We start from the raw sequence: 15767 nt of genomic DNA, 5'->3' as shown, positions 1-15767 counted from the left end.
GCCAGCCGCCAGGCCAGGGCCCGCTGCAGGCGGGGGTCGGCCACGCAGTGGAGAGCACGGGGGCTGAATGCCAGCCGCAACCGCTGGGCCATCGAGGGGGCTGAGCGGAGCAGGAGCATCAGCAGCCGGCCTCCAGCCAGTTCAGGACCGGCTCCACCAGATCGGTGCCCAGCAGGCTGTGACCGGCGCCGGCCAGGGGCCAGCGCTCAGCGGCCGGCAGGGCTTCGCCCAGGGCCGCTCGGCTCTCGGGGGGCACGATGTGATCGTCGCCGGCCTCGACGATCAGGCTGCGGGCGCTGGTGGGAAAGGCGGGAGGCACGGCGCTGCACTGCTCCAGCAGGAGCAGATCCTGGCGCAACCGCTCCACCCCTTCGGCCGGCATCACCCCGGATGAGGGCCCCGCAGGCAGCAGCTCCACCGGTGCGGGGGCGGCGGCCTCCCGCAGGAAGTCGTTGAGCATGGCGGCGCTGTCGCCGGCCTCCAGGCGCCGGCCCATGCCGCCCAGGGCCTGCCGCCAGCGCCGGCCCCTGGGCCCGGCGGGCACGAAGCGCCCGAAGCTGGCCAGCAGCACCACCGCCTGCGCCGCCGCCAGCACCTCTGCCGGCAGCAGGTGCAGCCCGAGGGAATGCACGATCACGGCCCTGGGGCCGCCCTGCTCCGGCCAGTGGGGCGTCTGGGGGGGCAGCTGGCCGTAGCCACGTTCTCCGCTCTGCCAGCTCCAGCCACGGCGGGCCGCGGCCTGCTGCCAGGGGCGCCAGGCCCGGCTGTCGCCGGCCCAGCCGTGCATGGCGATCAGCTCCAGGGGACGACGGTTCATGGGGCGGGGGCGTGGGGCCAGGCGGCCAGGGCGTGGAGCAGGCGATCGAGGCTGCCGTGGGGCAGGTCGCGGCGCAGCACCAGCCGCAGGCGCGCCGTTCCCGCCGGCACCGTGGGTGGGCGGATCGCGACCCCCAGCAAGCCGGCCTGCTCCAGATGGCCCTGCAGGTCGAGGGCCAGGGCGTCCTCACCCACGTGCAGCGGCAGGACCGGACCCTCGCCGGGCGGGCGCCGCCAACCCGCGGCCTCGAGGCCATCCCGCCAGCGCCGGGCCCGGCGCAGCAGGGCTTCGCCCTGGCCGGGATCAGCCTGGAGCTGCTCCAGGGCCGCTTCGGCCGCGGCCGCCAGCGGCGGCGCCAGGGCGGTGGTGTAGCGAAAGGCGCCGGAGCTCTGCAGCAGCCACTCGCCCCCGGGGTCATCGGCGGCGAGGAAGGCCCCGCCGGCGCCGAAGGCCTTGCCGAAGGTGCCGCTCACCAGGCTCACCCCCGCCAGGCCCCAGGCCAGGCCGCGGCCGCCGGGGCCGAGCAGCCCGAGAGCGTGGGCTTCATCCAGCAGCAGCAGGGCGCCGAACTCCTGGCAGGCCGCGGCGATGCCGGCCAGGTCGGGGCTGGTGCCCTCCATGCTGAACAGGCTTTCGCTCACCACCAGCCGGCGCCGGTCCGGCTCGCTGCGGGCTCCGCGCTCCAGCAGGCGGCGCAGGTCGGAGAGATCGTTGTGGCGAAAGCGGCGCAGGCGGGCGCCGCTGGCCTGGATCCCCACCAGCAGGGAGTGGTGGATCAGCCGGTCGGCGATCACCTCGCTGTGGCGGTCGGCCAGGGCCAGCACCGCGGCCAGGTTGGCCTGAAAGCCGCTGGGGAAGAGCAGCACCCGCTCGCGCCCCAGCCACTGGGCGAGGGCCGCCTCGAGGCTGACGTGGCAGGGGCGCGTGCCGCTCACCAGCCGTGATCCGCCAGAGCCCACCCCTTCGCGCTGGATCGCGGCCATGGCCGCCGCCTTCAGGCTGGGGTGGGCGCTGAGCCCGAGGTAGTCGTTGCTGGCGAGATCAAGCAGGGGCCCCTGGGCTGGGCCGGTCTCGCCATCGCCTGGCAGGAGGGTGGCATCGGGGCCGGGGCGGAACGTGCTCAGCCGCCGCTGCCGCTGCCGGGGCACCCGGCGGAGGGCCTGCTGAATCGAATCGAGCGGATCACGGGCCACGCGGAAGGCACCGCCAGGGCAGTTGCACGCGCACCACTCTGCTCGCTGGGCAGCCCATAAGATTGGGTGATGCAAACCGCCGGTTCCGACGCTCCTCCTGATCCGGCGGCGGTCGCAGCGGCGGTGAAGGATCTGGCCGTGGGCCCAAGTGAGGTGCCGCCCCTCGATCAGCTCTTCCCTTTTCCGCTCGATCCCTTCCAGCTGGAGGCGATCGATGCCCTCAACCAGGGCCATTCGGTGGTGGTGAGCGCCCCCACCGGCTCCGGCAAAACGCTGGTGGGCGAATACGCCATTCACCGGGCCCTGGCCCATGGCCAGAAGGTGTTCTACACCACGCCGCTCAAGGCCCTCTCCAACCAGAAACTGCGCGATTTCCGCGAGCAGTTCGGGGCCGAACGGGTGGGGCTGATGACCGGCGATCTGAGCGTCAACCGCGAGGCGCCGATCGTGGTGATGACCACCGAGATCTTCCGCAACATGCTCTACGCGGAGGTGGATCGCGGCGACGATCCCCTCGCCGATGTGGAAGCGGTGGTGCTCGATGAGTGCCACTACATGAACGACTCCCAGCGCGGCACCGTGTGGGAAGAATCGATCATTCACTGCCCGCCGCCGGTGCAGCTGGTGGCCCTCTCGGCCACGGTGGCCAATGCCGGGCAGCTCACCGACTGGATCGAGCGGGTGCATGGGCCCACCACCCTGGTGGTGAGCGATCACCGGCCGGTGCCGCTGGCCTTCAGTTTCTGCAGCGCCAAGGGCCTGCACCCCCTGCTCAACGAGCAGGGAACGGGCCTGCACCCCAACTGCAAGGTGTGGCGGGCGCCCAAGGGGGAGCGGCGCAAGGGCAGGAGCCCGAAGCCGCCCCAGCCGGAGGCGGCGCCGCTGCCCTTCGTGGTGGCCCAGATGGCCGAGCGCGACATGCTGCCCGCCATCTATTTCATCTTCAGCCGCCGTGCCTGCGACAAGGCGGTGCGTGACCTGGGCCGCGTCTGTCTGGTGAACGAGGCGGAGCAGGCCCAGATCGTGGCCCGGCTCGATGCCTTCGTGGCCGCCACCCCGGAAGCGGTGCGCGAGGGCGGCCACGCCGAGGCCCTCACCCGCGGCATCGCCGCCCACCATGCCGGCGTGCTGCCGGCCTGGAAGGAACTGATCGAGGAGCTGTTTCAGCAGGGGCTGATCAAGGTGGTGTTCGCCACCGAAACCCTGGCGGCCGGCATCAACATGCCGGCGCGCACCACGGTGATCTCCGCCCTCTCGAAGCGCACTGAGCGGGGCCACCGGCCGCTGATGGGCAGTGAATTTCTGCAGATGGCGGGCCGGGCCGGCCGGCGCGGGCTGGATGTGCAGGGCTATGTGGTCAAGGTGCAGAGCCGCTTCGAGGGGGTGCGCGAGGCGGGACAACTGGCCACCAGCCCCGCCGATCCGCTGGTGAGCCAGTTCACCCCCAGCTACGGGATGGTGCTGAACCTGCTGCAGCGCTACGACCTGGCCAAGGCCAAACAGCTGGTGGAACGCAGTTTCGGGCGCTATCTGGCCACCCTGGATCTGGTGGAGGACGAAACCAACATCGCCTCCCTGCGCGCCCAGCTGGCCCAGCTGGCGGGCCCCACCGCCGACATCCCCTGGGACGACTTCGAGGCCTACGAGAAGCAGCGGGAGCGGCTGCGGGAGGAGCGGCGCATCCAGCGCATCCTGCAGCAGCAGGCCGAGGAGACCCTGGCCCATGAGCTCACCCTGGCGCTGCAGTTCGCCAGTGAGGGCACCCTGGTGAGCCTCAAGGCGCCACCGCTGCGCTCCCGGGTGACCCCGGCGGTGATCGTGGCCAAGCAGCAGGGCTCCGGCCAGTTCCCGCTGCTGCTCTGCCTCACCGATGAGAACGTCTGGATCCTGGTGCCCTGCCATGGGGTGGTGAGCCTCCATGCCGAGCTCAGCTGTCTGCAGGTGGACTCGATCGCGGCACCGCGCCTGGAGCATGCCGGCGAGATTCGCCATGGCGACAACGCCAGCGGTGGCCTGGCCCTGGCGGTGGCTTCGATGGCCCGCCGCCACGACATGCACACCCCCCAGTACGACCTGGCGGGGGAGGTGCGCAGCCAGGCGGAGCTGGTGCAGCAGCTGGAGGAGGAGCTGGAGCAGCATCCGGCCCACCGCTGGGGCGACCGGCGTCAGCTCAAGAAGCAACGGCGGCGGATGGAGGAACTGGGCGAGGAGATCGAGGAGCGCCAGAGGCTGCTGCACCACCGCGCCAACCGCCACTGGGACACCTTCCTGGCCCTGATCGAGATCCTGCGCGCCTTCGGTGCCCTGGCGGGAGCGGATGGCCTGGAGCCCACCGAGGTGGGCCGCACCGTGGCCGCCCTGCGCGGCGACAACGAACTCTGGCTGGGCCTTGCCCTGATGAGCGGCCACCTCGACGAGCTCAACCCGGCGGAGCTGGCGGCGGTGTTCGAGGCGATCAGCACCGAAGTGAACCGCCCCGACCTCTGGAGCGGTTTCCCGCCGCCACCGCGCTCGGAGGAGGCCCTGCACGACCTGAGCGGTCTGCGCCGGGAGCTGCTGCGCCACCAGGAGCGGGCCCATGTGGTGGTGCCGGCCTGGTGGGAGCCCGAGCTGATGGGGCTGGTCCATGCCTGGGCCCGCGGCAGCAGCTGGAACGACGTGATCGCCAACACCTCCCTCGATGAAGGCGACATCGTGCGCATCCTGCGCCGCACCGTCGATCTGCTCGCCCAGGTGCCCTATGCCGAAGCGATCAGCGAGCAGCTGCGCAGCAATGCCCGCAAGGCGCTTCAGGCGATCAACCGCTTCCCGGTGTCGGAATTCGTTGATCTGCGCGCCGAAGTCGCTCCCGTCTCGCCGCCCGCTCCTGCCACCCCGGCCATGGAGCGCCCAGCAGCAGCACCCCAAACGGCCTGATCACGGAGCCTTCTTAAGCGGAGCGGGAGTGCAAATCCAGCAGGCTCAGATCCCCAGCCGCTCCCAGATCACCTCCAGCTGGGCGCGGTGCAGGTCGGTGGAGAAGCAGGCGTCGAGCTGAGCGCTGTTGAGCCGTGTGCTCACCTCGGGGTCGGCGGCCAGGTTGGCGCGGAAGTCGCCACCCTCGCGGTTCCAGGCGTCGTGGGCGTGGCGCTGCACGATCCGGTAGGCGTCTTCGCGGCTGAGGCCGCTCTCCACCAGGGCCAGCAGAACCCGCTGGCTGAACACCACCCCGCCATACACATTCAGGTTGCGGCTCATGTTCTCGGGGTACACCCCAAGCCCCTTCACCACCGCCGTCATCTCCCGCAGCATGAAGTGCAGGGTGCAGGAGCAGTCGGGCAGCATCATCCGCTCCACCGAGCTGTGGCTGATGTCGCGCTCGTGCCAGAGGGCCACGTTCTCCAGGGCCGCGATTGTGTAGCTGCGCAGCACCCGTGCCAGGCCACTGATCCGCTCGCTGCGGATCGGATTGCGCTTGTGGGGCATGGCGGAGCTTCCCTTCTGACCCTTGGCGAAGTTCTCCTCCACCTCCAGCACATCGGTCCGCTGCAGATTGCGGATCTCGGTGGAGAACCGCTCCAGCGAGGTGCCCACCAGCGCCAGAGTCTGCACGTATTCGGCGTGGCGGTCACGGCCGATCACCTGGGTGCTGGCGGTGTCGGGCTCCAGGCCCAGGCTGGCGCAGGTGAGGGCCTCCACCTCGGGGTCGGTGTTGGCGTAGGTGCCCATGGCCCCGCTCACCTGACCCACCGCCACCACCTGGGCCAGCCGCTCCAGCCGTTCCCGGTTGCGCTCCGTTTCCGCCAGCCAGCCCGCCACCTTGAAGCCGAAGGTGATCGGCTCGCCATGGATGGCATGGGAGCGGCCGATCATCACCGTGTCCTTGTGCTCAGCCGCCAGGGTCCGCAGCGCGGCCGCCAGCTGATCGAGCTCCAGCCGCAGCGCCGCCACCGATGCCTTGAGCTGCAGGGCCAGGCCCGTGTCGAGCACATCCGAGCTGGTCATGCCCACGTGGATGTACCGGCCCGCATCGCCCACGTGCTCGTTCACGTTGGTGAGGAAGGCGATCACGTCGTGGCGCACCTCCGCCTCGATCTCCAGGATGCGCGGCACCTCGAAGCGGGCCCGCTCCCGGATCTCAGCCATGGCCTCCTGGGGCACCCGTCCCAGCTGGCAATTGGCCTCGGTGGCGGCGATCTCCACATCCAGCCAGCTCTGGAACTTCGCCTCCTCGCTCCAGAGGCGGCCCATCTCGGGCAGGGTGTAACGCTCGATCAAGGCCAGCGCGTGGCAACGTCCTGGTCAATCTATGGGTCGACCCCAACGGGATCCCGATGGCAGGCAAGCAGCGGCTCGATCAGCATCTGGTGGCGCTGGGCCTGGCCGCCAGCCGTCAGCAGGCGCAGCAGTTGATCCGTGCCGGTCGGGTGCGCAGCGGCGACCGGGTGCTCGACAAGCCCGGCCAGGAGGTGGCGGCGGAGCTGGTACCCGAGGTGGAGCAGCCGCCCCGCTTCGTCTCCCGCGGCGGTGAGAAACTGGTGGCGGCCCTGGAGACCTTCCCGCTGCAGGTGCGGGGGCGCGTCTGCCTTGATGGCGGCATCTCCACCGGCGGCTTCAGCGACTGCCTGCTCCAGCACGGGGCCGAGCGGGTGTACGGCATCGATGTGGGCTACGGCCAGACCGCCTGGAGCCTGCGCACCGACCCCCGCGTGGTGCTGCGCGAGCGCACCAACCTGCGCCGCCTCACCCCCGAGCAGCTCTATGGCCCCGATGACCCCTGGCCCGACCTGGCCGTGGCCGACGTCTCGTTCATCTCCCTGGCCCTGGTGCTGCCGGCCCTGCGCGCCCTGCTTCAGCCCAGCGGCGCCGAGGCCGTGCTGCTGGTGAAGCCCCAGTTCGAGGTGGGCCGCGAGCGGGTGGGCAAAGGCGGCGTGGTGCGCGACCCAGTCGCCCATGCCGAGGCCATCAAGGCGGTGATCGCCGCGGCCGCAGCGCTTGACCTCTGGCCCTGGGGCCTGGTTGCCTCGCCGCTCACCGGCCCCGCCGGCAACCACGAATACCTGCTCTGGCTGCGCTCGGAGCCCGCACCAGCTGATGCGCCGGTCACGGCCGACTTGATCCGCACCCTGGTGAGCTGCACCCTCTCGGCTGGTTGAGCGCAACCAAGCTGGCTGAGCACAGAAAAGCCGGAGACCCATGGGATCCCCGGCTGCTGAGCTGGACCGAAACGATCAGATCGCGGTGCTGTCGCGGTCGCCGGTGCGGATGCGGATGACGGTGCCCACGGAACTGATGAAGATCTTGCCGTCGCCGATCTCGCCGGTGCGGGCCGCGTCCTGGATGGCGGTCACCACGGTGTCCACCCGGTCGTCGTCGACCACCACTTCGAGCTTGAGTTTCTGCAGGAATTCCACGGTGAATTCAGACCCCCGGTAGCGCTCCACCTGGCCTTTCTGCCTGCCGAAGCCGCGCACTTCACTCACCGTCATGCCAACGATGCCGGCATTCACCAGGTATAACTTGACACCTTCCAGATTGAACGGACGAATGATGGCCTCAACGTTTTTCATGGAGTAACCAATTGTTCGGATCAAGTCTCTCAGGAGGGTTCGCTGAGAAAAAGGGAAAGGTTGGGGATGCGGTTGACCCGGAGCCCTGCGGACAGGGCATCCTGACAAAGCCGATCGGCGGAGCTTGGACTCACCTGAACTCTGCCGGTGGCCAGGTGGGACCACACGGCATCATCGAAGTGGGTCTGGAGCCAGACCATCCCCAGGGCCGACTGGGGCTTGAGGCGAAAGCCGCCGTCACTGCTGGCGAGGAGGAGGTCCATAAGGAAGACCCTGCGCACTGCGGCCATTAGGCCTGAGTGCGCAGGGCTTCGGCGTAGCTGTTGTTACGGGCCCTCAGGCTGGCGCTCTTCAGCCCGCCTGCAGGTCAAGCTTGGCCTGCTGCTGGCGGTGGTGGTAGACGTGCCCGCGGTAGTGAAGCTCAAGGCTTTCATCCACCGGCAGGGGTTCATGCTTCAGCGGCATGCGGTAGTGAACGCCTCGGTACACATGCTCCACCGGTTCGACGCTGGGGAGCGGCTGGTGCTGGTGGGTGCCGTAGGGGACACCCCGGTAGACAAATTGGCCTGTGGTCATGACTGGAGCCTCGAAGGGATGGAGATCACCGTCCCCGCAGGGTTGGTGCCGATTCGCGGGAAGGAGCGTTGCTTCGCCATGCGGTGGGCTACTTCCGACAGGAGAGCTGTGGGGCTCTCCGAAACGTGTCCAACGTTTTGTCCTTCAGACCATCTCTAGCGAATCCAGCTGTTCAGAGCGAACAAAAGCCTGGCCTGCTTCAGTAATCTTCACGGATTTGCCGTTCCTACGATCGGCCCCACGTCTTCTCCCGTCCTGGCTCCGTCGATGTCGTTCCCTTCCAGCTCCACCTCCACCGGCGCATCAGCGCTGGAGCCCGATGAGGGCACCGTCAGCCCGCGCTACGGCGAGCGGCAGATCAGCGAGGAGGCGCCGCTGATCTGCTTCGACAACCCCCGCCGGGGCCGCGCCTACGAGGTGGCGATCGAGCTGCCGGAGTTCACCTGCAAGTGCCCCTTCTCCGGCTATCCCGATTTCGCCGTGCTGCGCCTGATCTATCAGCCCGGCCCGAGCGTGCTCGAACTCAAGGCCCTCAAGCTCTACGTGAACAGCTGGCGCGACCGCAGCATTTCCCACGAGGAGGTGGCCAACCGCATTCTCGATGATCTGGTGGCCGCCGCCGCGCCTGTCTGGATGCAGCTGGAAGCCGACTTCAATCCCCGCGGCAATGTGCACACGGTGATCCGGGTCAGCCATGGCCAGCGGCAGGCCTGCTGAGCTCAGGCCCCGCCCTCAGTTGCTCCAGCAGCAGCGGCAGTTCGTTGGCCAGGGCCGTGAGGTTGCGGTTGCAGAGCCCGCCCACATGCAGCTGGCCCTGATCGTCATCGGCGATGGCCCAGAGCTGGCGCGTGGCGATCAGGCTCAGGCCCCCTCCCAGCAGGGCAATGGCGAAACCGCCGTACACCAGCGGGACCCCGGGATCACGCTTCAGCAGCAACCCGCTGGCGGGCATCACCTCCACCACCTTCAGCGGCAGGCCGGCGATCTCCAGGGCCTCGCCCCCGGGGGTGATCCGGCCGATCAGCTCGGCCTGGGCCGAGTACACCTCGATCGGGCCCAGCTCACTGCTGAGGGTCAGCAGCACAGGTTCTGATCCGTCCGGCCGGGTGGGCAGGGCCAGGCCCCACACCTGCTCTCCCAGCTCAGGCAGGCTGCGCAACGGCAGCTGCAGCAGGGGGCTGCGCCCCAGCTGCACGGTGATCGCCGCCAGCGACCAGTCGGCCTGATAGACGGTCATCCCCCGGAAGCGCAGGGGATGGTTGACGCTGATCTCGCTGCGCTGCAGCGGCTCCCCTTCGGCATCGAGCAGGCGCAGCTCGGAGCGGAACTGCTCGGGCCGCCCGGCGGGATCGCGCTCGATCCGAAAGGCATCAACCGCCAGGGTCATCTGGTTCTCACCACGCTGATTGAGCAGTTGCAGGTCGTGGCCAGGGGCCAGGAAGCGCTCCAGCCGTTGCCCGGCCAGGGCCCCCCAGGAGGCGCCCACCATCAGCACCACCAGGCCGGCATGGACCAGCAGGGGCCCCACCCGGCCGAGAATCCCGCGCCGGGCCGCCAGCCGATCGCCCTGGGTCTTCAGCTGCCAGCGCTGGCCCTCCAGCAGCTGGGCGAGGGCGTCGAGGTCGGCCCTGGGCTGGGCCGTCGGCAGTGATTCGGCCAGGCTCAACTTGCTCAGCTGGCGGGGGGAGCGGTAGTCGATCCAGCGCAGGGCCGCCTGCAGGGCGGGCCACTGGCGCCGCCAGCTGCAGAGCACCAGCGAGAGCCCCAGCCAGGCCAGCAGGGCCAGGAACCAGCTGCTTGCATAGACGTGGTCCAGCTCCAGCTTCAGGATCCAGTCGCCATCGAGCAGCCCCAGCCAGGGTTTGGCGTCGTAGGCCTGGTGGTACACCTCGGCCGTGTCCTGCTGGGGAATGATCGTGCCCAGACCACTGGCCAGGGCGATCACCAGGAGCAGTCCGATGGCCAGACGCAGATCCGAGATCCAGGCGGCCAGGCGGCTGAGGACCTTCATGGCAGCTGGGCCAGCAGGGTGAGCCCGCCGCTGGCCAGCAGCACCACGCCACTGATCGGCGGGATCCAGCGGCTGCGTTCACGCAGGGCCAGCAGCCGGGGCATCGCCGCGGCCGCCGTGCCCGCCAGCATCAGGGGAATCACCTGGCCGGCACCGAAACAGGTGAGCAGCAGCATGCCCACCAGAGGCTGTCCCTGCTGGGCGATCCAGGCCAGCAACACCGCCAGCACCGGCGTGGTGCAGGGGCTGGCCGCCAGACCGAAGGCGGCACCGGCCGCCAAAGGGGCCAGGGGGGCAGGCACCCGCTGGCGCCACAGCTCGGGATCGGGACCGGCTGGCAGCGGCAGACGCACCAGCCCGAGCAGGTTCAGGCCCATCACCACCGCCAGCAGGGCCACCACGGTGGGCACGACCCCGGGCACCTGGCCGTAGAGCCGCCCGAGCAGGGAGGTGGTGCCCCCCAGCAGCACCAGGGCCGCCACGATTCCAGCCGCGAAACTGAGGCTGCGCTGCCAGGCCTGTCCCGGGGCTTCCGGGCTCGAGAAGCCGGCCATGTAGGCCACGGTGATCGGCAGCAGCGAGAGCGAGCAGGGCCCGAGACTGGTGAGCAGACCAGCGCTGAACACCACCGTGAAGGTCAGCGGTCCGGGCGTGGAGAGGGAGCGCTGAAGCAGCTGCTCACTCCAGAGGGCAAGATCCGAGAGGGGCAGGCCTGGTATCCGGAAGCGAGCTTCAGCCTATCGGGGCGGGGTTGGGGCTGGTCCCGCCAGCGGGGTCACGGCGGCTGCGCAGCGGACGGCTCTCCCAGCCGCGGGATTCCAGCGAGCAGCGGATCAGCAGGCCGGCGGTGAGCAGGCTGGCGAGCAGGGAGTTGCCGCCGTAGCTGATCATCGGCAACGGCAGGCCCGTGGTGGGCATCGAGCCGCTGGCCACGGCGATGTTGAGGATCGACTGGCCCACCAGCAGGGTGGTGGCACCGATGGCCACCAGGCGCTGCTGATTGCTGCGGCAACCCAGGGCCACCCGCAGGCCGACGAAACCGAACAGCACCAGGAACAGCAACAGCACCACCGAACCCACGTAGCCGAACTCCTCGGCGAAGACCGCGAAGATGAAATCGGTCGACTGGATGGGCAGGTATTGCAGCTTCTGGGTCGAAAGGCCGAATCCCTCCCCCAGCACCCCTCCGGAGCCGATGGCCAGCAGGCTCTGCACCAGTTGATAGCCGTCACCCTGGGGGTCGTTCCAGGGGTTGAGGAAGGAGATCACCCGCAACCGCTGGTACTCGTTCACCATGATGCTGGCGGCGCCGAGGGCCCCTCCGGCCGCAGCGGTCCCCAGAAGCGAGAGCAGGGGCAAGCCGGCCGCCAGGGCCATGAACCAGAGCAGCAGGCCCGTCAGCGCGGCGGTGCTGAGGTTGGGCTGCTTGAGGATCAGCAACAGCAGGATGGAAAAGGTGCCCAGCCAGAGCATTTTCTGATCCAGGCCGATGCGCTTCCAGTGGGCGAACAGGGAGGCCCCCTGCAGCACCACGAAGGGTTTCACCAGCTCGGAGGGCTGGAGCTGGATCGGGCCGATCACCAGCCAGCGGCTGGCGCCATTGACCGTGCTGCCCGCCACCAGGGTGCAGGCAATCAGGGCCCCGCCGATCAGCACGGCCGGACCTGCCAGTCGCAGCCAGCGCCTCAGGGAGGTGCGCATCACCAGCCAGAGCAGTGCCCAGCTGGCGACCAACCAGATCGCCTGGCGCTTGAGGTAGTAGGCGGCATCCCCGTTCTCCCGGGCCGCCACCCACCAGCTGGCCGAGCCCAGGATCAGCAGCCCGGCCAGGCACCAGATCCCCACCATCACCAGCAGCAGCCTGGCTTCAGCGGGCCACTGGGCCCAGGCCAGAGGCGGCGGAGCAGGGCCTGCCTTCGCCACGCTCAGCTGATCGCGCGATCGTGAGTTGGCTTGGCTCCTGGGGCGTCGGGTCATGGTGGCCGGCAAGGACTGGCGCATGCAGCGCAGTTCCCCATTCAGCCGTGGCAGCAGCCTCGGGGGAAGGGGGTTGGGACAAAAAAAAGCCCGGCCAGGGCCGGGCTTTGCAGGTTTGACCAGCCAGGAGCGAGAGCTCTGAGGAGCGGTCAGTTGCCGACGTTGACCTGACGGCGACCCGTGACGAGCTCAACCTTGAGAATCTTGCCCCCCTGCTTCATGATCCGCTGCTGTTCAGCGAACCAGCTCTCGTAGGGCACCCACTTGGTGAAGAAGGTGTTCTGCAGTTCCCGCTGGCTCCTGACCTTTTCAGGACAGGGAATGCAGGCCGTGATCTTGAACAGGCGCATGTGGTGATCCTCGCGGGTTGGGCGTCGGGTCGGGATCAGTTGCCCAGGCCGGAGCTGATGTAGTCGAGGTAGGTGCCGAGTTCACGGCCAGCCTCGGGGCCCACCAGCGAAGCGGCTGCTTCCTTGATGGCCTGGATCGACTGGACGGTGGCGCCGATGGGCACACCCAGGGAGTTGTAGGTCTCCTTGAGCCCGTTCAGCACCCGCTCGTCGAGGATCGAGGTGTCACCCGCCAGCATGGCGTAGGTGGCGTAGCGCAGGTAGTAGTCCAGGTCGCGGATGCAGGCTGCATAGCGACGGGTGGTGTACATGTTGCCGCCCGGACGGGTGATGTCCGAATACAGCAGGGTCTTGGCGACGGCTTCCTTGATGATCGCTGCCGAGTTGGCACCGACGGTGGCCGCTGCGCGGACACGGAGTTCGCCGCTGGAGAAGTACTGCTCCAGCCGTCCGATCGAGGAGTCGTCCAGGTAGAGACCCTGGACGTCGGACTGGTTGATGACGTTGGTGATCGCGTCTTGCATGTGTCCTGGGAAGAGGCGGTGGGCAAGGAGAGGCGAAGCCTCAGGAGAGGGCGCCGATGACGTAGTCGAAGTAGAAGCCTGCCTCTTCGGCGTCGGCTCCCGTGAGCAGCCCCAGGGAGGCGTTCTTGAGCTCACGGACGACCTCGGCCATGGCCTCCAGGGGAGTGCCGAGCGCGCGATACATCTCGCGAGCCCCAATGATGCCGATTTCTTCGATCGGGGTGACGTCACCCGCTACAACGCCGTAGGTCACCAGGCGCAGGTAGTAGTCGACGTCACGCAGACAGGTGGCCGTCATTTCCTCGCCGTAGGCGTTGCCGCCGGGTGAGATCAGGTCGGGACGCTTCTGAAAGAGGCCGCCGCCAGCCTGCTTCACAATGCGCTCGCGGTTCTCGCCCAAGACCTGAGCCACCCGCAGACGGCGTTGACCGCCGGCGACGAAGGACTTGATCTGGTCGAGTTCGCCAGGGCTGAGGTAGCGGGCTTCGGCGTCCGCGTTGATGATCGAGTTGGAGACGATGCTCATGCAGTTCTGCCTCGAAACAAGCGGTCGCCGTAATGGAGACCGATATCCGGTGGGTAAGGGATGCCCCTCGCTCCTTCACTTCGTTGACGTGAACGCCAACGGTTTGATCGGGAGAGTGGGCTGGCGATCAGGCTTGCCGACCGCCGAGTCATTCTGCGGCAGAGGGGGCCGCCCCTCCCTGGGCCGGTAACAGTTCTTCACGGCAGTGTGATCGGGTCAAACCCCTTGGCTGGCAATGGCTCTGGCCTGTTCTGCGCCTAAGGGAAGACCCCTGAGTTTGTTCACACTTTGCAGGCTTGAACACGCGTCCCAGATTAATTCCCGATCAAAGATGAAGCTAAAGACATCATCTTTTCATGAAAAAATCCCCCGAACTTCCGTCCGGGGGTGAAGGTTCAGCCGGAGTGGGTCAGATCGCTCCACGCGGCGGCGGGGTCAGTCCGGCGTTGCCGGCGTAGAGCAGGGCCGTGCGGTTCACTGTGGCCAGGGGGATCCCATCGGCCGTGGCCATGCCCCTGAGGTAAGGAACGGTGTCGCGGCCGAAGCTGTCGGCGTACTCCTTGCCGGAGAGCAGGTCGTCGAGGGCGGCCCCCTGACCCTTCTTGCCGCGGGTGGCCAGGTACTGGCTCACCTCCTTGGGCTGGGCGGCTCTGCCGAGCAGGGCGAGGTAGGCCGCCGAGGCCGCCCGCAGCGGAGCCATGCGGTTGAGCCGTTGCTGGAAGAGATCGGAGCCGGCGATCACCGCCACGAATTCCGAGACCGACAGGCGCCCATCGCGCAGTTGCGATTCGGCATCACCCAGGCGCTCAGCGGCCAGGGGGACCCGGTTCAGCAGTTGCCTGTAGGTGGCTTCGATCACCTGCTGAACCATGGTCTCACCGGCGTCGGGCAGCAGCATCACCGGCTGGCCGAGGCTGCGGCGGCGGCTGAATCCCTGGGGGCGAGCTCCATCGAGGGCCTTGGCCATGGCAGCTCCGGGCTGGGGAGCCACCGCTGCGCTGAAGCCATTGGCGCTGACCTGGGCGCTCCAGCCGCCTGAACTCTGGCCGCGGGCCGGTGAGGTGGTCGCCCGGGCCGAGCTGCCGATGGTGGCGCTCCAGCCACTGGACGCGCTGCCGGGACTGGTTGGGGACACCCTCCAGCGGCGGCTGGGCTCGGGGGGTTGGCGCAGGCTCTTGGGGGGGCTGCTTGCAGGCCTGGCAGCAGCCTCCTCGCCTTCGGCGAAACGGGCTGTCCAGCTGCCTGTCACCTGGCGCAGGCGGCGGTCGGGCAGGTTGCGCGGCGTGATGTCACCACTGCTGCGGAAGCTGCTGGACGGGGCCACCTGCGGCCGCTTCACCGGGGTGAGGTCGGGAATGGCCGAGGGATCGAGGGCCCGGCGCAGGGCGGGAATCCTGCGGGCATTGAGGTCGGAGGGGGTGACGAAGCGCTCGTAGGGGACTGTGTCTTCCCCGAAGGCCGTGAGGTATTCGGGGCTGTTGACCATGGCGTCGACGACGCCGTAGAAGCCATGGCGCGCCGCCGTGTCGAAGTAGCTGTTGATCTCACGCCGCCCGAAGGTGGGCCGCCCGAGCAGGCGACGGTGCATCACCTCGATGGCCTTGGTGATGTACAGGTTGGCCCAGTAGCGGCGGCGGAAGGCGTTCGAGCGCGCCACCTGGCGAATGAACTCGCGCAGGCTGATGTCGCCATTCTCGAGCTTGATCTCCTCGACCTTCAGCTGCTCGCCGGCGTAGCCGGTGGTGCCGAGCACCTGCACGTACACGGCCCTGATCACGGCCTGGGTGCTGGCTTCGGTGCCGCGGATGCTGGGTTGGCCGCCGCGGCGGGGCACTGAAGAGCCACCGGTGGCGATCTGTTGCAATCTCACCACCTTCGGACCGACGCGCCGGGGGGTGGAGGCCCGGAACTTGGGGCTGTCCATCTGACCGGGCTGGGCCATGCCATTGCCCACCAGGATGCGCCGGCTGTCGTCGTTGAAGGGGGCCGGCCGGGTGGCCACCGAGGCCGTTCCCGAGGGGAAGATCGCCCCGTAGTTCAGACCCAGGGGATCGTTGCCGCCGCCGTAGGGGTGCTGATCGGGCAGGGGCTGGCGGTACGCCGCGTAGAGCGTGATGTATTGCGGGGCACCCTCGAAGGGCGCACTGAAGCGGAACAGCTTGCGGTTCGATCCCCAGCCAGCGCTCTCCTGAGCCTCTTCACCGAGACCGCGCAGGTAGGGAACGGTTTCCTCCCCGAAGGTCT

At 68.8% G+C, this 15767-nt stretch carries 16 protein-coding genes; 3 read left to right on the top strand and 13 right to left on the bottom strand.

Translation table 11 applies throughout. From position 1 onward, the window contains the following. Window positions 1-118: 118 nt before the first annotated feature. Together KBY78_RS09245 and KBY78_RS09240 are read right to left on the bottom strand one after the other, a co-directional pair. The gene (locus KBY78_RS09245; RefSeq protein WP_255143338.1) at window positions 119-817 is read right to left on the bottom strand and encodes an alpha/beta hydrolase; all 699 of its coding nucleotides are present in this window, start codon (window positions 815-817) and stop codon (window positions 119-121) included. Continuing rightward, entirely contained in the window at window positions 814-2010 is a 1197-nt protein-coding gene (locus KBY78_RS09240; protein WP_255143337.1) for a pyridoxal phosphate-dependent aminotransferase family protein, read from the bottom strand. The genes KBY78_RS09245 and KBY78_RS09240 overlap by 4 nt, the downstream gene beginning before the upstream one ends. Window positions 2011-2079: 69 nt before the next feature. Here KBY78_RS09240 and KBY78_RS09235 point away from each other — a divergent pair, with 69 nt between their 5' ends. Continuing rightward, window positions 2080-4926 carry an RNA helicase gene (locus KBY78_RS09235; protein WP_255143336.1) on the top strand — a complete coding sequence of 949 codons (2847 nt, stop codon included), beginning with the start codon at window positions 2080-2082 and terminating at the stop codon, window positions 4924-4926. A gap of 45 nt (window positions 4927-4971) precedes the next feature. On the opposite strand, the gene purB is transcribed toward KBY78_RS09235, so the two are convergent. Beyond that, window positions 4972-6267, bottom strand: coding sequence for an adenylosuccinate lyase (gene purB, locus KBY78_RS09230; RefSeq protein WP_255143335.1), 1296 nt, complete (start codon window positions 6265-6267; stop codon window positions 4972-4974). A 56-nt stretch (window positions 6268-6323) separates the two neighbouring features. On the opposite strand from purB, the gene KBY78_RS09225 reads away from it, so the two are divergent. Next, the gene (locus KBY78_RS09225; protein WP_255143334.1) at window positions 6324-7145 is read left to right on the top strand and encodes a TlyA family RNA methyltransferase; all 822 of its coding nucleotides are present in this window, start codon (window positions 6324-6326) and stop codon (window positions 7143-7145) included. A 75-nt stretch (window positions 7146-7220) separates the two neighbouring features. Here the strand turns inward: KBY78_RS09225 and KBY78_RS09220 are convergent, their stop codons facing one another. The 3 genes from KBY78_RS09220 to KBY78_RS09210 form a co-directional block, all read right to left on the bottom strand. Further along, window positions 7221-7559 carry a P-II family nitrogen regulator gene (locus tag KBY78_RS09220; RefSeq protein WP_255143333.1) on the bottom strand — a complete coding sequence of 113 codons (339 nt, stop codon included), beginning with the start codon at window positions 7557-7559 and terminating at the stop codon, window positions 7221-7223. Window positions 7560-7588: 29 nt separating this feature from the next. Next, the gene (locus KBY78_RS09215; RefSeq protein ID WP_255143332.1) at window positions 7589-7822 is read right to left on the bottom strand and encodes a hypothetical protein; all 234 of its coding nucleotides are present in this window, start codon (window positions 7820-7822) and stop codon (window positions 7589-7591) included. Window positions 7823-7910: 88 nt separating this feature from the next. Continuing rightward, the gene (locus tag KBY78_RS09210; RefSeq protein ID WP_255143331.1) at window positions 7911-8135 is read right to left on the bottom strand and encodes a DUF4278 domain-containing protein; all 225 of its coding nucleotides are present in this window, start codon (window positions 8133-8135) and stop codon (window positions 7911-7913) included. Window positions 8136-8402: 267 nt separating this feature from the next. Between KBY78_RS09210 and queF the strand changes: the two genes are divergently transcribed. Beyond that, window positions 8403-8852, top strand: coding sequence for a preQ(1) synthase (gene queF, locus KBY78_RS09205; protein WP_255143330.1), 450 nt, complete (start codon window positions 8403-8405; stop codon window positions 8850-8852). Here queF and KBY78_RS09200 read toward each other — a convergent pair. The 7 genes from KBY78_RS09200 to KBY78_RS09170 all read right to left on the bottom strand — a co-directional run. Further along, a complete protein-coding gene (locus KBY78_RS09200) occupies window positions 8824-10146 on the bottom strand; it encodes a cytochrome c biogenesis protein ResB (protein ID WP_255143329.1) in 1323 nt (440 codons plus the stop codon). The two genes, queF and KBY78_RS09200, sit on opposite strands and share 29 nt — an antisense overlap. After that, window positions 10143-10820 carry a cytochrome c biogenesis protein CcdA gene (locus KBY78_RS09195; protein WP_050751410.1) on the bottom strand — a complete coding sequence of 226 codons (678 nt, stop codon included), beginning with the start codon at window positions 10818-10820 and terminating at the stop codon, window positions 10143-10145. The genes KBY78_RS09200 and KBY78_RS09195 overlap by 4 nt, the downstream gene beginning before the upstream one ends. Window positions 10821-10878: 58 nt before the next feature. Then, window positions 10879-12123, bottom strand: a complete 1245-nt coding sequence (locus KBY78_RS09190) for an FtsW/RodA/SpoVE family cell cycle protein (RefSeq protein WP_255143328.1) — start codon at window positions 12121-12123, stop codon at window positions 10879-10881. 149 nt (window positions 12124-12272) lie between these two features. Further along, the gene (locus KBY78_RS09185) at window positions 12273-12473 is read right to left on the bottom strand and encodes a phycobilisome linker polypeptide (RefSeq protein WP_006171988.1); all 201 of its coding nucleotides are present in this window, start codon (window positions 12471-12473) and stop codon (window positions 12273-12275) included. 35 nt (window positions 12474-12508) lie between these two features. After that, window positions 12509-12997 carry an allophycocyanin subunit beta gene (gene apcB / locus KBY78_RS09180; RefSeq protein ID WP_006171987.1) on the bottom strand — a complete coding sequence of 163 codons (489 nt, stop codon included), beginning with the start codon at window positions 12995-12997 and terminating at the stop codon, window positions 12509-12511. A 40-nt stretch (window positions 12998-13037) separates the two neighbouring features. Beyond that, window positions 13038-13523, bottom strand: a complete 486-nt coding sequence (locus KBY78_RS09175; protein ID WP_255143327.1) for an allophycocyanin — start codon at window positions 13521-13523, stop codon at window positions 13038-13040. Between the two features lie 409 nt (window positions 13524-13932). Continuing rightward, the coding region (locus KBY78_RS09170; RefSeq protein WP_255143326.1) for a phycobilisome rod-core linker polypeptide at window positions 13933-15767 on the bottom strand (1835 nt) is incomplete at its 5' end.

The organism is Synechococcus sp. EJ6-Ellesmere (assembly GCF_024345875.1).
In the GTDB taxonomy this organism is placed as follows: domain Bacteria; phylum Cyanobacteriota; class Cyanobacteriia; order PCC-6307; family Cyanobiaceae; genus Regnicoccus_A; species Regnicoccus_A antarcticus.
The sequence above is the reverse complement of the archived record's forward strand: the minus strand, read 5'-3'. Positions and strand labels throughout refer to the sequence as shown.